At 63.4% G+C, this 13,613-nt stretch carries 13 protein-coding genes; 8 read left to right on the top strand and 5 right to left on the bottom strand.

What is annotated here, in order from left to right; translation table 11 throughout:
* Positions 1–33: 33 nt before the first annotated feature.
* Positions 34–312, bottom strand: coding sequence for a hypothetical protein (locus ACNAOU_RS08555; RefSeq protein ID WP_306765510.1), 279 nt, complete (start codon positions 310–312; stop codon positions 34–36).
* Here ACNAOU_RS08555 and ACNAOU_RS08550 point away from each other — a divergent pair.
* Together ACNAOU_RS08550 and ACNAOU_RS08545 are read left to right on the top strand one after the other, a co-directional pair.
* Positions 311–601 carry a hypothetical protein gene (locus tag ACNAOU_RS08550; RefSeq protein ID WP_018779281.1) on the top strand — a complete coding sequence of 97 codons (291 nt, stop codon included), beginning with the start codon at positions 311–313 and terminating at the stop codon, positions 599–601. The two genes, ACNAOU_RS08555 and ACNAOU_RS08550, sit on opposite strands and share 2 nt — an antisense overlap.
* A complete protein-coding gene (locus ACNAOU_RS08545; RefSeq protein ID WP_064723220.1) occupies positions 598–1,692 on the top strand; it encodes a polyprenyl synthetase family protein in 1,095 nt (364 codons plus the stop codon). Before ACNAOU_RS08550 ends, ACNAOU_RS08545 begins: the two co-directional genes overlap by 4 nt.
* A 122-nt stretch (positions 1,693–1,814) precedes the next feature.
* On the opposite strand, the gene ACNAOU_RS08540 is transcribed toward ACNAOU_RS08545, so the two are convergent.
* Positions 1,815–2,168, bottom strand: coding sequence for an Rv2175c family DNA-binding protein (locus ACNAOU_RS08540; protein ID WP_018779279.1), 354 nt, complete (start codon positions 2,166–2,168; stop codon positions 1,815–1,817).
* Between the two features lie 258 nt (positions 2,169–2,426).
* On the opposite strand from ACNAOU_RS08540, the gene ACNAOU_RS08535 reads away from it, so the two are divergent.
* Both ACNAOU_RS08535 and pknB read left to right on the top strand, forming a co-directional pair.
* Complete coding sequence (locus ACNAOU_RS08535; RefSeq protein WP_026267378.1) at positions 2,427–3,770, top strand: LysM peptidoglycan-binding domain-containing protein; 1,344 nt, start codon at positions 2,427–2,429, stop codon at positions 3,768–3,770.
* Positions 3,771–3,847: 77 nt separating this feature from the next.
* The gene (gene pknB / locus ACNAOU_RS08530; protein WP_422758419.1) at positions 3,848–5,902 is read left to right on the top strand and encodes a Stk1 family PASTA domain-containing Ser/Thr kinase; all 2,055 of its coding nucleotides are present in this window, start codon (positions 3,848–3,850) and stop codon (positions 5,900–5,902) included.
* A gap of 91 nt (positions 5,903–5,993) precedes the next feature.
* Here the strand turns inward: pknB and ACNAOU_RS08525 are convergent, their stop codons facing one another.
* Positions 5,994–7,397: a class II 3-deoxy-7-phosphoheptulonate synthase gene (locus ACNAOU_RS08525; RefSeq protein WP_039240719.1), complete on the bottom strand. Its 1,404-nt coding sequence runs from the start codon at positions 7,395–7,397 to the stop codon at positions 5,994–5,996.
* Between the two features lie 66 nt (positions 7,398–7,463).
* Positions 7,464–8,255: a lysophospholipid acyltransferase family protein gene (locus tag ACNAOU_RS08520; RefSeq protein ID WP_026267377.1), complete on the bottom strand. Its 792-nt coding sequence runs from the start codon at positions 8,253–8,255 to the stop codon at positions 7,464–7,466.
* 109 nt (positions 8,256–8,364) lie between these two features.
* On the opposite strand from ACNAOU_RS08520, the gene ACNAOU_RS08515 reads away from it, so the two are divergent.
* From ACNAOU_RS08515 to ACNAOU_RS08505, 3 genes are read left to right on the top strand one after another with little or no spacing between them, the layout of a single operon-like run.
* Positions 8,365–9,150 (top strand): alpha/beta hydrolase, encoded by a 786-nt coding sequence (locus tag ACNAOU_RS08515; RefSeq protein ID WP_026267376.1) that lies wholly within the window; start codon positions 8,365–8,367, stop codon positions 9,148–9,150.
* Positions 9,147–9,950, top strand: a complete 804-nt coding sequence (locus ACNAOU_RS08510; protein WP_018779273.1) for an alpha/beta hydrolase — start codon at positions 9,147–9,149, stop codon at positions 9,948–9,950. The genes ACNAOU_RS08515 and ACNAOU_RS08510 overlap by 4 nt, the downstream gene beginning before the upstream one ends.
* A complete protein-coding gene (locus ACNAOU_RS08505) occupies positions 9,937–10,464 on the top strand; it encodes a hypothetical protein (protein WP_422758418.1) in 528 nt (175 codons plus the stop codon). Before ACNAOU_RS08510 ends, ACNAOU_RS08505 begins: the two co-directional genes overlap by 14 nt.
* A gap of 28 nt (positions 10,465–10,492) precedes the next feature.
* Here ACNAOU_RS08505 and ACNAOU_RS08500 read toward each other — a convergent pair whose 3' ends face one another.
* Positions 10,493–11,551, bottom strand: coding sequence for an ROK family protein (locus ACNAOU_RS08500; protein ID WP_018779271.1), 1,059 nt, complete (start codon positions 11,549–11,551; stop codon positions 10,493–10,495).
* Positions 11,552–11,737: 186 nt separating this feature from the next.
* Here ACNAOU_RS08500 and ACNAOU_RS08495 point away from each other — a divergent pair, with 186 nt between their 5' ends.
* Positions 11,738–13,552, top strand: coding sequence for an AMP-dependent synthetase/ligase (locus ACNAOU_RS08495; protein WP_018779270.1), 1,815 nt, complete (start codon positions 11,738–11,740; stop codon positions 13,550–13,552).
* Positions 13,553–13,613: the final 61 nt, after the last annotated feature.

Below are 13,613 nucleotides of genomic sequence, written 5' to 3'. Positions count from 1 at the left end.
GGAAGGATACCCTGTGAAGCTCTTTGGAACTCCTCAATCGCGAGGGTTTGCCCTGCTCGCAGTCAGTGTCGCAGTGGCGGTCTCCGCATGCACGCCGTCCCCCAGCGGTTCGGCGGCTCCGTCATCCACCGGCGCTGCTTCATCTTCGTCAGCTTCGCCGGCGCCCTCACCCTCCGGGACAGCGTCTTCGGCGAGCAGCACCCCCTCGCCTGAAACCACCGGGTTCACCGAGTCCAGCGCACCCGACCCCAATGCCACGGCCACGGTCAATGCGCTTGTTCCCGGATTCCCTGAGAAGCTCATTCCCGTCATGCCAAAGACCTCGGTACGGTCCAGCAGCTTCGACAAGAACGCCTCCCTGGCCACCGTGGCGCTGGTAGGGACCGTCAAAGCACCTCCGCAGGGCGTAGTGGACTACTACAAGTCCTCGCTCGAGGCCCAGGGCTTTAAGCTTGTCCCCGGACCGGAAGCGGTGGGCAACGTCACCTCCCTGGACTTTGTCCGCGGTGATGGTGAAACAGTGAATGTCTCGATCATGCAAAAGGAAGGCGTCTCTACCTTCACCATCGGTGCCAATGTGGCAGCCGGGTCCATCAAGTGACGTCAGCGTCCCCCGTCGCGTCAGAGCAGGCCCTATACATTGAAGGCGTCGCCGGCAGCCTCAGCAGTTTCCTGTCGGGACAGCGCGACGTCATGGCTACCGTTTCACCCGACGTCGATCCGCTCATCGGGTCGATCTCGACGTTGGTAACCGGCGGCAAGCGGCTGAGGGCGTTGATGTGCTACTGGGGTTGGCGCGGCGCAGGCGGCCCCGCCGGCGACGCGGACATTGTCACAGCCGGATGTGCCCTGGAACTTTTCCAGGCTGCGGCACTGATACACGACGACATCATCGACCGTTCCGATACGCGGCGCGGCGGCCCAAGCGTGCACAAACGGTTCAGCCAGCTTCATGAAACGAACGGCTGGGCCCTGGACAGCGAACATTTTGGAGATGCTGCCGCAATTTTGACCGGTGACCTCTGTCTATCCTTCAGCGAAGAGGCTTTTACCGGGATTGGGCCCCGCGCCGTTTCAGGAAGCCCTGCCCGCCGCATCTTCAACGTGATGCGGGCAGAGGTGATGGCCGGTCAATACCTTGACATCCTTGAAGAGGTGGCCGGCCCCGTGCGCGACCGGGCGGGATCGGTGGACCGGGCCCGCTCCATCATCCGCTACAAGTCAGCCAAGTACTCCACGGAACATCCGTTGGCATTGGGCGGTGCCCTTGCCGGCGCTTCCACGGAACTACTTGCCGGGTACTCCGGTTTTTCGCTCCCGCTCGGTGAAGCGTTCCAAATGCGCGATGACGTTCTTGGGGTCTTTGGAGACCCAGCAACGACAGGAAAGCCGGCCGGAGATGACCTGCGGGAGGGCAAGCGCACTGTGCTGGTTGGCTTTGCCCTTAATCAGGCTTCGGCGGCCGAAGCCGATTACCTTGACCGCATGCTGGGGAACCCGGAACTCGCTGAGGAGGACGTTGCCAGGATCCGCCATCTCATGGTTGATTGCGGGGCTCTGGACGCGACGGAATCGCTGATCGCGCAGCTGAGCACTGACGCATTCGAAGCGTTGGAACGCCTGCCACTGGATGCACTCCCGCTGCAGGCTTTGGGAGAACTGGCCGAAGCGGCCGTCAGCCGCGCAGCCTGACACCGGGCGCAGGTCAGCCGCGCGGAGCAAGGCAAAGAAGGCATGAGACGACGACGGCGGTTTGGGGACCGCCGTCGTCGTCGCTTTAAGTAGTTGCCGCTTTAGGAAGTGAACCGGCGCAATTACCAGGCCAGGGACTGGGCGCGGCGCCTGATCTCCGTTTTACGCCCCTCACGCAAGGCGTCAATGGGACGGCCACGCAGTGATTCATCGGGAGTGAACAGCCAGGTGATCAACTCTTCGTCGTTGTAGCCGGCGTCACTAAGGACCGCAATGGTCCCCTTCAAGCTGTCCACAACATGGCCATCCTGAATAAACAAGGCCGGGACGGAGCGGATATTCCGTTCTCCCCGCCTGACGGCGACGAGCGCACGCTCATCCAAAAGTCCATGGACTTTGGTGATGGAAACTTCCAGCAACCCGGCAACATCCGGAAGCGGCAACCACTCGGAAACAAGGCTTTCTACATTACTCACGGATCAAGGTTGCCATGCCGGCCCACCCGTCGCCTAGCCGGAGCCCGAAAGGGACCACGTCGAAGCCCTTATTACCTGCAATTCCCATACCAACAAATGGCATCAAGAATCTTCCCCCGCGGGAATTGTTGTGTCCACGGAATAAGTATGAGAGATTCACACTGATCACACTTGCACCATTGATAACATAAGTAACATTGGCAACACTGACAACAGCGTTAACAATCAACCCCCGCTGTTTGAGATGAGGACTCCTTCATGACGACGCCCCGCTCGCCGAAACGAACCATGAGCATGCCCGTTATCGCGGCAACCACGGCCGCGCTTCCCGCTGTGGTTTTGTCGTCGCTTGCGCTGGCCCAACCGTCCATCGCAGCGCCCGCACCCCAACCCCGCAAAATACCGGCCACGCTCGCTGCCGCCATGAAGGCCCAGGCAGTCACGACCGGTACGGTGATCCCCGCGCAGGCAGTGGCCGCCACGCTTCCCGCGGCGCTCCGCCCGATGGCCCCCGCAACCCCGGACAGCTACACCGTGGTTCGAGGCGACACCATCAGCGCCATCGCCCGACGTTTCAACCTCGACACGTCCGCGGTGCTCCAGCTGAATAACCTGACCCCCACCACGCTGATCTACCCGGGGCAGAGCATCAAGCTCACCGGAACGGCTGCGTCGGCCCCGGCGCCCAGCGCCCCGCCTGCCTCCGGCACCGCGAGCACCGCCACCGTCTACACGGTTGTCTCCGGCGATACCCTCGGCGGCATTGCGGCCAAGCACGGCGTTCCGCTGTCCAGCATCTTCAGCTGGAACAACCTCAATGGCAGCTCCATCATCTACCCGGGCCAAAAAATCAAGGTCAGTGGCGGATCGGCGCCGTCCGCGCCCGCAACTCCGGCACCCGCACCAGCGCCGGCACCAGCACCTGCCCCCCTGGCAAGCACGGGTTCCTACACCATCAAGGCCGGCGACACCCTCAGCTCCATCGCCTCACGGTTGGGCGTTTCGCTCTCCGCACTCATGTCGGCCAACAACGTGAACGCCAGCACGGTCATCTACCCCGGCCAGAAGCTGACCATCCCCGGCGGCAGCCTGCAGCCTGCCGGAGAGACCACACCGCTGGTGCCCAGCACATTCCTGGGGTTCACCTATCCCCCGGCCGTGGTCAGCTCCGCGAATGAAAACAAGGCACTCCTCAACGCTTCGCCGGTGCCCAGCCGCGCTGAGATGAAGACCATTGTGGCTGACACGGCACGGCGCATGGGCGTCAGCCCGTCGCTGGCCCTCGCGTTCGCAGAGCAGGAATCCGGTTTTGACCAGCGGGCCGTTTCCCCGGCCAACGCCATTGGCACCATGCAGGTCATTCCGTCCTCCGGCCAGTGGGCCTCTGACCTGGTTGGCCGGAAACTCAACCTCCTGGACCCCTACGACAACGCCACGGCCGGCGTCGCGATCATCCGCGTCCTGGTGGCCACCAGCAAGGATCTCGATACGGCCATTGCCGGTTACTACCAGGGACAGTATTCGGTGAGCAAGTACGGTATGTACGAGGACACCAAGCGCTACGTCGAATCGATCAAGGCACGTCAGCGCACGTTCGGCTAGGCCTGTTGCAGCACCCTCGGGAGGGGCCCGCATCCCACCGGGGATTCGGGCCCCTTCCCTGTCTCGTTTAGGATCGTATGGTGCAAGAAGCAACGCAGGACCACCTCATCGGTACCACCGTGGACGGGCGCTACGTGGTCCGTTCCCGCTTGGCGAAAGGGGGAATGTCCACCGTCTACCTGGCCACTGACAGACGCCTGGAGCGCGACGTGGCCCTCAAGGTCCTGCACCCGCATCTGGCAAACGACCAGACCTTCCTGGAGCGCCTGAGCCGCGAAGCAAAAGCCGCAGCCAGCCTCTCACACCCCCACATTGTCGGCGTCCTGGATCAAGGCGAAGACGGCCATATCGCGTACCTGGTCATGGAGTACGTCAAGGGGCACACCCTCCGTGATGTCCTCAATACCCAAGGAGCGCTGCCCCCGCGCCTCGCCCTGGCCTTGATCGATCCCGTGATCGAAGGTCTGGCGGCCGCCCATTCATCAGGCTTGATCCACCGCGACATCAAGCCTGAGAACGTCCTGATCGCAGACGATGGGCGGATCAAGGTCGGGGATTTCGGTTTGGCCAGGGCCATCTCTGCCAACACCAGCACCGGGGCCCTGATCGGGACTGTGGCCTACTTGGCTCCGGAGCTTGTCCTTGGCCGGCCTGCCGATGCCCGCAGCGACATCTACTCGGCCGGAATCATGCTCTACGAAATGCTGACCGGCAAGCAACCGTACAACGGCGACTCCCCCATCCATGTGGCCTACCAGCACGTGAACGCCTCTGTCGGCCGCCCGTCGGACGCAGCCCCCGGGTTGGCCGAAGACCTGGACGAACTGGTGCAATGGTGCACCTCCGTTGACGCAGAGAACAGGCCCATCGACGGGTCCGCACTGCTGACTGAACTGCGCCACATCCGTACGACGCTCACCGACGAACAGCTGGATCTCAAGCAACAGTCAGCCACCGCTGTCCTCCCTGCCGCTCCCACCACAGCCATGGCAGCCTCCGGGCCGGACACTAACGCCACTGAAGCCATTGCCACCACGGCATCACCAACGGAATTCATTGCCCGGCAAAGCAACCCCACCACCATCATGGCCGCCGGTGGCGCGTCCTACCAGTCGCCAAAGGGTGCCACGGAGGTGGAGTCACGCCCGCCCGGAAAAAGGGACCTGAAACGGATCGAACGGCAGCAGGCCAAGGACCAGGCCCGTGCGGCGGCAACCCCGGTCCGACCACTCCGGGAAGGTAATCCACGCGGTCGTGGCTTGATCTGGACCGTGGTGATCGTGATTCTTGCGCTGCTCGCGGCAAGCGCCGGCTGGTTCTTCGGCATGGGGCCGGGGTCGCCAGGCACCGTTCCGGACGTCAAGAACAAGACTGTCGCCGAGGCCCAGCAATTGCTTCGCACTGCCGGCTTCCAGTCAGAACCCCAGGATGTTTTCGATGACGATATCCTCTCCGGCCTCGCTGTCGGCACCAAGCCGGAGTCAGGTGCCGAAGTCCGGAAGTTTCAGCCCATCACCCTTTTCGTGTCCAAGGGAGCCCAGCTCTTCCCTCTCGAGGACCTCACCGGCGGCACCCTGGACGAAGCCAAAACTGCCTTGAATTCAGCCCAGATGGCCCTGGGCAACGTCACTGAGGCTTTCGATGACAAAGTGCCTGCCGGGGTGGTCATCGCCCAGGATCCCGCGAAGGGCACGGAAGTCAGGCACGGCACTCCCATTGCCCTGGTCGTCTCCAAGGGTCCCCAGCCCATCCCGGTCCCGGATGTACGGGGTCTTGCGCAGGACGCGGCAGTCAAGGCAATCCAGGATGCCGGGCTGAAAGCCGTGATCGCCCCGGAGACGGTGAACGACAAGTCCGTCCCCAAGGGCTCTGTTGTCTCGCAGGCGCCCGCCAATGGCACGCTCGTCAAGGGTGAGACGGTGACGTTGACGGTCTCGAAGGGCCCAAAGATGGTCAAGGTACCGAGTTTCATCGGGAAGCAGGCCGCCGAAGCGGAGAAAGAACTCAAGAAGCTGGGCTTCAAGGTAGAGATCAACAAGATCCTGGGCGGCTTCTTTGGAACGGTACGTGATCAGAATCCCGTCAATACCGAGGCACCCGAAGAATCGGTCGTGACGCTGACAGTGGTGTAGTAACCCGGCCACGCAGCGACCCAGTACCCAAGAAGGCGCGGCCCGGAGAAATCCGGACCGCGCCTTCTTCTGTGGCAGCAGGGACTGTCAGCTACCGCTTGGACAGGGCGCCGGCCACCAGGAACGCCATCTCCAGCGACTGCATGTGGTTCAGGCGCGGGTCGCATACGGACTCGTAGCGGTCCAGGAATGCGTCCTGGTCGATCGGGTCTGCGCCGCCCAAGCACTCAGCGACGTCATCGCCCGTCATTTCAACGTGCAGACCACCGGGGACGGTGCCGAGCGAGTGGTGCACCTCGAAGAAGCCACGGACTTCATCGATGACGTCGTCGAAGTTGCGGGTCTTGTAGCCGTTGGGTGAGGTCACCGTGTTGCCGTGCATCGGATCGGTCACCCACAGCACCTGGGCACCGGATGCCGTGACACGCTCGACGACGGCCGGCAGCTTTTCGCGGATGTTCCTCGCGCCCATGCGGGTGATGAACGTCAGGCGGCCGGGTTCGCGGTTCGGGTCCAGCTTGTCGATGAGGCGCAGGGCGTCGTCACCGCTGGTGGTCGGCCCGAGCTTGACGCCAATGGGGTTCCGGACACGCGACAGGAAGTCCACGTGCGCGTGGTCAAGTTCCCTGGTCCGCTCCCCGATCCAGAGGAAGTGGGCGGAGGTGTCATAAGGGAGGCCTGTACGGGAGTCGATGCGGGTGAGGGCGCGCTCATAGTCCAGCAGCAATGCTTCATGGCTGGCGAAGAATTCAACACGCTTCAGGGCCTCGAAGTCTGCCCCGCAGGAATCCATGAACATAATGGCGCGGTCGATGTCACGGGCCAGCGACTCGTAGCGTGCATGGGCAGGGTTTTCAGTGAATCCCTTGTTCCACTGGTGCACCAGGCGCAGATCAGCGAAGCCGCCCTGGGTGAAAGCACGGATCAGGTTCAGGGTGGAAGCCGAGGTGTGGTAGGCCTTCAACATGCGGCCGGCATCGTGTGCGCGGGACTCAGGTGTGAACTCGTAGCCGTTGACGATGTCCCCGCGGTAAGCGGGCAAAGTCACGCCGTCGCGGGTCTCGTCATTGGACGAACGCGGCTTGGCGAACTGGCCGGCCATCCGTCCCATCTTGATCACGGGCATTGCTGCGCCGTAGGTCAGCACCACGGCCATCTGCAGGATGGTTTTGACGCGTGCGCTGATCTTGTCGGCCGTGGCAGCCTCGAACGTTTCTGCGCAGTCTCCGCCCTGGAGCAGAAACGCTTTGCCCTGGGCTGCGGCAGCCAGACGTTCCCGAAGAACATCCACTTCTCCGGCAAAGACCAATGGCGGAACAACGGAGAGTTCGTTGACCGAGGCCTTGAAGACATCGGCATCCGACCACGTTGGCTGCTGCGAAATCGGCAGGTCACGCCAGGCATCCAGCCCGGGATAGTTTGCCGCTCCGCTCTGGGCGGTGCTGGCGAGGGGATCTACTGTGGAAGGTGCGGTGTTCGCGGTTAGCTCAGTCACCCTTCAAGAGTAGTAGCCTCCGGCGGGGTTGAGGCACTGCAGGCGTAACTGATGCCGCCGTCTGCGTCACAGTTTCCTTGGTGGTTCCTGGCCTTCGGGATTGGGGTCGTCCCTGTCTTCGGCGATGTCCGCGACGGCGTCTTCGGTCCCTTCGAGCTTGTGGAGGGGCTCCGGCCCCTTTCCGGCCAGCCGTGCCTTGACGACGGCGGCATACTCGTCCACATATTCCTGGCCGGAGAGGCGCATCAGTTCGTACATGATTTCGTCGGTGACCGCCCTCTGGACCAGGCGGTCGTCCTCCATGCCGTAATAGCGGCTGAAGTCCAAGGGTTGCCCAAAGATGATGCCAATGCGGCGAATGCTTGGAAGCCTCTTGCCGATGGGTTGGACTTTCTCCGTGCCGATCATGGCTACCGGAACCACCGGAACACGGGTCTGCAGGGCAAGCCGGGCAACGCCCACCTTGCCGCGGTAGAGCCGGGCATCGGGGCTTCGCGTGCCTTCGGGGTAGATACCCAGGAGGCCGCCCGACGTGAGGACGTCTTTGCCTGCCTGCAGCGACATCTCGGACGCAGCGCCTCCGGACCGGTCCATGGGGAGCTGGTTGCTCAGCCTGAAGAACAATGCCGTCAGGCGTCCTTTAAGCCCTTTGCCGGTGAAGTACTCCGACTTCGCCAGGAAGATCACCGGGCGATGCACCATCAGGGGAAGGAAGATGGAGTCCGAAAAGGAAAGGTGGTTGGAGGCCAGGATCGCTGCGCCGTTCTCAGGGACATTGTCCAGGCCTTTGACCCAGGGGCGGAACAGGAGTTTGAGGATGGGACCCAGAAAGATCCTCTTCATGACCCAATAGAACACGTTTGTCCTCTCACGGCCGTTGGCAGGCATGCGTCCGGCAACCCGGCCGGCATTCAACTGCAACCCTACTCCAGTGTGAAATGCCCGGAACAATGACACGATGGAAGGCATGACGGAACGCAAACCACCAGCCGCGGCCGCTTTCCACTACGCCGGACATGGGCCGAACGCCTCCACTGGCGTAGCGATCTGCCACGGATTTACCGGCAGCCCGTTGAGCATGCTGCCGTGGGCTGAATATCTGGCCGCGCAAGGCTTCGCTGTCACGGTCCCCCTGCTTCCAGGACACGGGACAAGTTGGCATGACCTGGCCACAACCCGCTGGCAGGACTGGTACCGGGCCTTTGAAAAGAGCTACCTGGACCTCGCTGCCACAACGGAAACCTGTTTCGTGGCGGGGCTGTCCATGGGTGGGGCCGTAGCCCTCCGTCTGGCGTCCCTCCACGATGTTCCGGGCGTCGTGCTGGTCAATCCGGGTTTGAGCTTCTATGACCGCCGCGTGAAGTACGTGGGCGCGTTGAAATACGTCATGCGCACCACGGATCCCATCGTGGAGGATTCCCCGGCACCTGAGCTCATCGAAGACAGTGACTACTCCAAGACACCCTTGAAGTCCGTGCACGAGCTCAAGAAGCTGTTCCGGTCCGCGACCCGGGGATTGACCCAGGTGAAGGCGCCGGCATTGGTCTTCAAATCGTCGGTGGATGGGGTCATTCCGCCCAGCTCGGTGGACACGATCCGCAGGCACATCGACTCGGCGCGCCTGAAAGTTGTGACCCTCCCGCACAGCGGGCACGTGGCCACCCTGGACGTTGACGCACCCACCATTTTTGAAGAATCAGCAGCATTTTTCCGCCGGCACGCCAATCACAGAGTAGCCTCGGAGTCATCATGAAGATGACCCCGGATTTCTCACCGTTCCTCAGCAGCTGGAGCGGAACTGGACCGCGCGTCGGCGTGGTCATGTCCCACGGCTTCACCGGGAGCCCGCACAGCGTGCGGCCCTGGGCTGAGCATTTGGCCGCTTCCGGCTATGCCGTCCGCCTGCCGTTGCTGCCGGGCCACGGCACTACCTGGCAGGACATGGCGAAGCGATCCTGGCAGGAATGGCACAGGGCAGTGGATGATGCCTACCTTGAACTGGCTGCGGAGTGCGACTACGTCTTCGCCGCGGGCTTGTCCATGGGCGGCACCCTGGCGTTGCGAATAGCAGCCACGCGGCCCGTCGCGGGGACTGTGGTGGTCAATCCCGGCCTCGTCCTGGACGATCCACGTGCCGTGATCGTCGCCGCACTCAAGTACGTGGTGAAGACGACGCCGGCCATCGCCAACGACATCCTCAAACCGGACCAGGACGAAGGTGCGTATGCACGCACCCCTGTTGCCGCGGCCCATCAGTTGAAGAAGATGTACAAGGACACGGCCGCGATCCTGCCACGCATCAGCGCCCCGGTGCGCGTCTACCGGTCAACAGTGGACAACGTCATATCGAACGCCAGCTTGGAATTTCTCCGCTCCCGCGTGAACGCTCCGGTTGACATCAGCTATCTTCACAACAGCCACCACGTGGCCACCCTCGACAACGACGCACCGGAAATCTTCTCCGGTACGGTCGATTTCATTCAACAGACACTTGCCGCCTTGGCCGGACAGGGGCCATCTCCCGATAAGGACGCAGCCCATGAACAGGCCTGATCCCAACTCCGCCGACCAAAGCGCCAATAAAGACGACGACGCGGTCTGGCAGGACCTCGTGGCCCGGCTTGAGGCAACCAGGTCCACGCCTGATGAACAAGAACCGGATCCCACCGCCGGCCCCGGCGAGGCTCCGGCGGGTCCAGCCAGGTCTTTCCGGGATTTCGATCCCCTCGGCCTTTCCACGCCCGCTGCAGTGCCGGCCGCTGATCCCATGGCCGGAGAGGGTCAGGGGCGTGCGCCGGGACCGCGTGACTTTGAGGTGGACGATGACGACGAGTCGTTCGTCCCGGAAGAACCGCCGAGCCTGGCAGGTACCGAACCGCTGACCATGCTGGCCTGGGTAGGCGCTGTGGGCGGACCCATCGCGCTGCTCTTCACTGCCATGTTCTGGCGATCAGCGCCGCTGGCAGCCATCCTCGGAATCGTCGCCGCGTTTGTGGTCTCGGTGGTTTTCCTCATCATGAGGCTTCCGCAGGAGAAGAACGAGGACGACGACGGCGCCCGCATCTAGGTGCCGACACTCCAGGTCCCGCTGACGCTTAGCTGTGCGTCCGGCCGCTGACCCGTGAGAGGTCGGCAGCGCCAATCATGCCGGCACGTGGGCCCAGGGCAGCAAGTTCAATCCTGGCCATGGGCCGGAAGCCACGCCCTGTGAGGTTCTTGGCAAAAGAGTCGCGGGCAGGACCAGCCAAAAGGTCTCCGGCGTCGCAGAGTCCACCACCGATGACAAACATTCCCGGGTCCAGGGCAGCTGCAAGGTTGGCCAGGCCCAGGCCAAGCCAGTCGCCCTGGTCCGCCAGCAACTCCCGGGACGTAGCGTCCCCGGCCAGGGCGAGGGCGGTGACGACCGCCCCCGTGATGTTGTCGGCGGTGCCTCCGGCGCGATCCAGCAAGGCCCGGCCTTCGGGCGAATTTGTCCTCACCAGCTGGCGGGCTTCACGTCCCAGCGCGTTGCCCGAAGCGTATTGTTCCCAGCACCCTCGGTTCCCGCATTCGCATCGGTGGCCGCCGGGAAAAATGATCTGGTGACCGAATTCGCCGGCGACACCGTAGCGGCCCCGTTCCACCCGGCCGTCCATCACCATGGCACCGCCGATGCCAGTACCAAGGGTGATGCACACAAGCCGGCTCTCTCCTTGACCGGCCCCGAAGCGCCATTCCGCCCATGCTGCGGCATCGGCGTCGTTGGTGAGCAGGACCGGGCGCCTGAGCAGTTTCTGCAGGCTGGCCCTGAGCGGTTCGTTACGCCAGGCGAGGTGCGGGCTGAAAAGCACCGTGCCGCCGTCGAGGTCCATCCAACCGGCGGCGCCTATCCCCACGGAGGCCACCCTGTGCCCCGCACTGAGTTCGTCCACGAGTTCCACAATGGTCTGTTCAACTGCCCGCGGATCGGCGCCCGGGGTGGACCGGCGCGCCTCGGCGAGGACCCTGCCGTCGGCGTCCACCACACCGGCGGCAACTTTGGTGCCCCCGATATCGATTCCGATGGCCAGTCCCCTGCGGCCCAAGTGGCTTCGCCGGGCGGCCCAGGGGACGTCCTTCCAGGCAGCGGCCGGGGGCCTGGAGTTTACGCGGGTGCTGGACCGAAATGCGGGCATCCCATCATCCTATTCCGCCATCGGGCACGCCCCCGCATCGCCGGGTCCAGAAGTCCCCGAGTTGCTTGAAATGGGGCCTGATCCGTAAAGTTACTCGCCAGTAGGTGAAATAGAACACACCTCCGCGAGCGGGCATACTAGAGTGGAAGAAGCCCCTCGTGGCCCGTGGATATCAAAGGAGCTACCGTGCGTGAAATCAGTGTTCCTCCCCTCGTGAACATCTCCCCTGAAACCAACATCACGGACCTCGTGCTTCGGGAGGCGGGAAAGGCGTCCAACCCCCCGCTGTTCTCCAAGCTGGATGCCAGCGGGCAGTGGGCGGACATCCGCGCCACCGACTTCCTCGCTGACGTCCGGGCTCTGGCCAAGGGCCTCATCGCCAGCGGCGTAGGACAGGGCGACCGTGTAGGCATCATGTCCCGGACACGCTACGAGTGGTCGCTGGTGGACTTCGCGATCTGGTTCGCCGGGGCCGTCTCCGTCCCGATCTACGAAACGTCGTCGCCGTCGCAGGTGGCATGGAACCTTGGTGACTCAGGCGCAGTAGCCGCCTTCGGCGAGTCAGCCCACCATGAGGACATCATCCGCCAGGCCGTCGTCGCGGAGGACATCACGTCCGTTGCCAACGTCTGGCAACTCGAAGGCGCCGGCCTCGATGCCCTGCGCACTGCGGGAGCGGGAGTTCCCGACGACGAACTCGAGTCCCGGCGGTCCGCGGCAGGCCTGCGGGACATCGCCACCATCATCTACACCTCCGGAACCACGGGCAGGCCTAAGGGCTGCGAACTGACCCACGGAAACTTCGTGGAACTTTCCGAGAATGCCCGCGCCTCGTTGCCGGAAATCATCAACGAATCCGGCAAGACCATCATGTTCCTGCCATTGGCCCACGTTTTTGCCCGCTTTATCTCTGTGCTGGCCGTGGCCGGCGGCGTCAAGGTTGCCCACACCCCGGACATCAAGAATCTGCTGGGCGACCTCCAGAGCTTCCAGCCGACGTTCATCCTCGCCGTGCCCCGCGTGTTCGAGAAGGTATACAACTCGGCGCTCACGAAGGCCGAAGACGGTGGCAAGGGCGCCATCTTCCACCGGGCGGTAGACACCGCGATCGCCTATTCCAAGGCGCGCCAGGACGGGAACCTTGGCCTGGGGCTGAAGATCAAGCATGCCGTGTTCGACAAGCTGGTCTACGGAAAGCTCCGGGCGGCGATGGGTGGCCACGTGGCCCACGCGGTATCCGGTGGCGGGCCGCTCGGCGAACGCCTGGGCCATTTCTTCCAGGGCATCGGCCTGCAGATCCTCGAAGGGTACGGGCTGACCGAGACTACGGCTCCGATCTCCGTCAACACTCCATCCATGATCCGGATCGGCTCGGTGGGCGCTCCCCTTCCGGGGAACGCAGTGAAGATCGCGGACGACGGCGAGATTCTCGCCAAGGGCGTCTGCGTGATGCGCGGCTACTACAAACGACCTGACCTCACGGAAGAGACCTTCACAGCCGACGGATGGTTCCGAACCGGCGACATCGGAGAGCTGGACAGCAACGGCTTCCTGAAGATCACTGGCCGCAAGAAGGAGATCATCGTCACCGCAGGCGGCAAGAACGTGGTCCCTGCGCTGTTGGAGGACCAGATCCGCGCAGACGCCTTGGTGTCCCAGGTCCTGGTGGTTGGTGACAACCGTCCTTTCATCGGCGCGCTGGTGACCCTGGACGAGGAAGCCCTGCCCGGCTGGCTCGAACGCCACGGACTTCCGGCCGGCACGACTTTGGCCGAGGCCACCGAAAACGCCGTGGTCAAGGCTGCGGTGCAGGAGCTGATCAGCAAGGCGAACCAGTCAGTCTCCCAGGCAGAGGCCATCAAGGCCTTCCGTGTGGTTCCGGCTGACTTCACCGAGGCCTCCGGTCACCTGACACCGTCGTTGAAGGTCAAGCGCGCGCAGGTCATGAAGGACTTTGACGCCGTGATCGAGGAAATGTACTCGGCTCCCCGCGCCTCCTAGACCGCCTTCCGGCCAAACAGCCGGACAGCACACAGCAAAAAGCAAAAAGTACCCCGCCCGG

Origin of the sequence: Paenarthrobacter sp. C1, from assembly GCF_049315185.1 — a bacterium.
In the GTDB taxonomy this organism is placed as follows: domain Bacteria; phylum Actinomycetota; class Actinomycetes; order Actinomycetales; family Micrococcaceae; genus Arthrobacter; species Arthrobacter nicotinovorans.
This window is presented reverse-complemented; position numbering and strand designations above follow the sequence as displayed.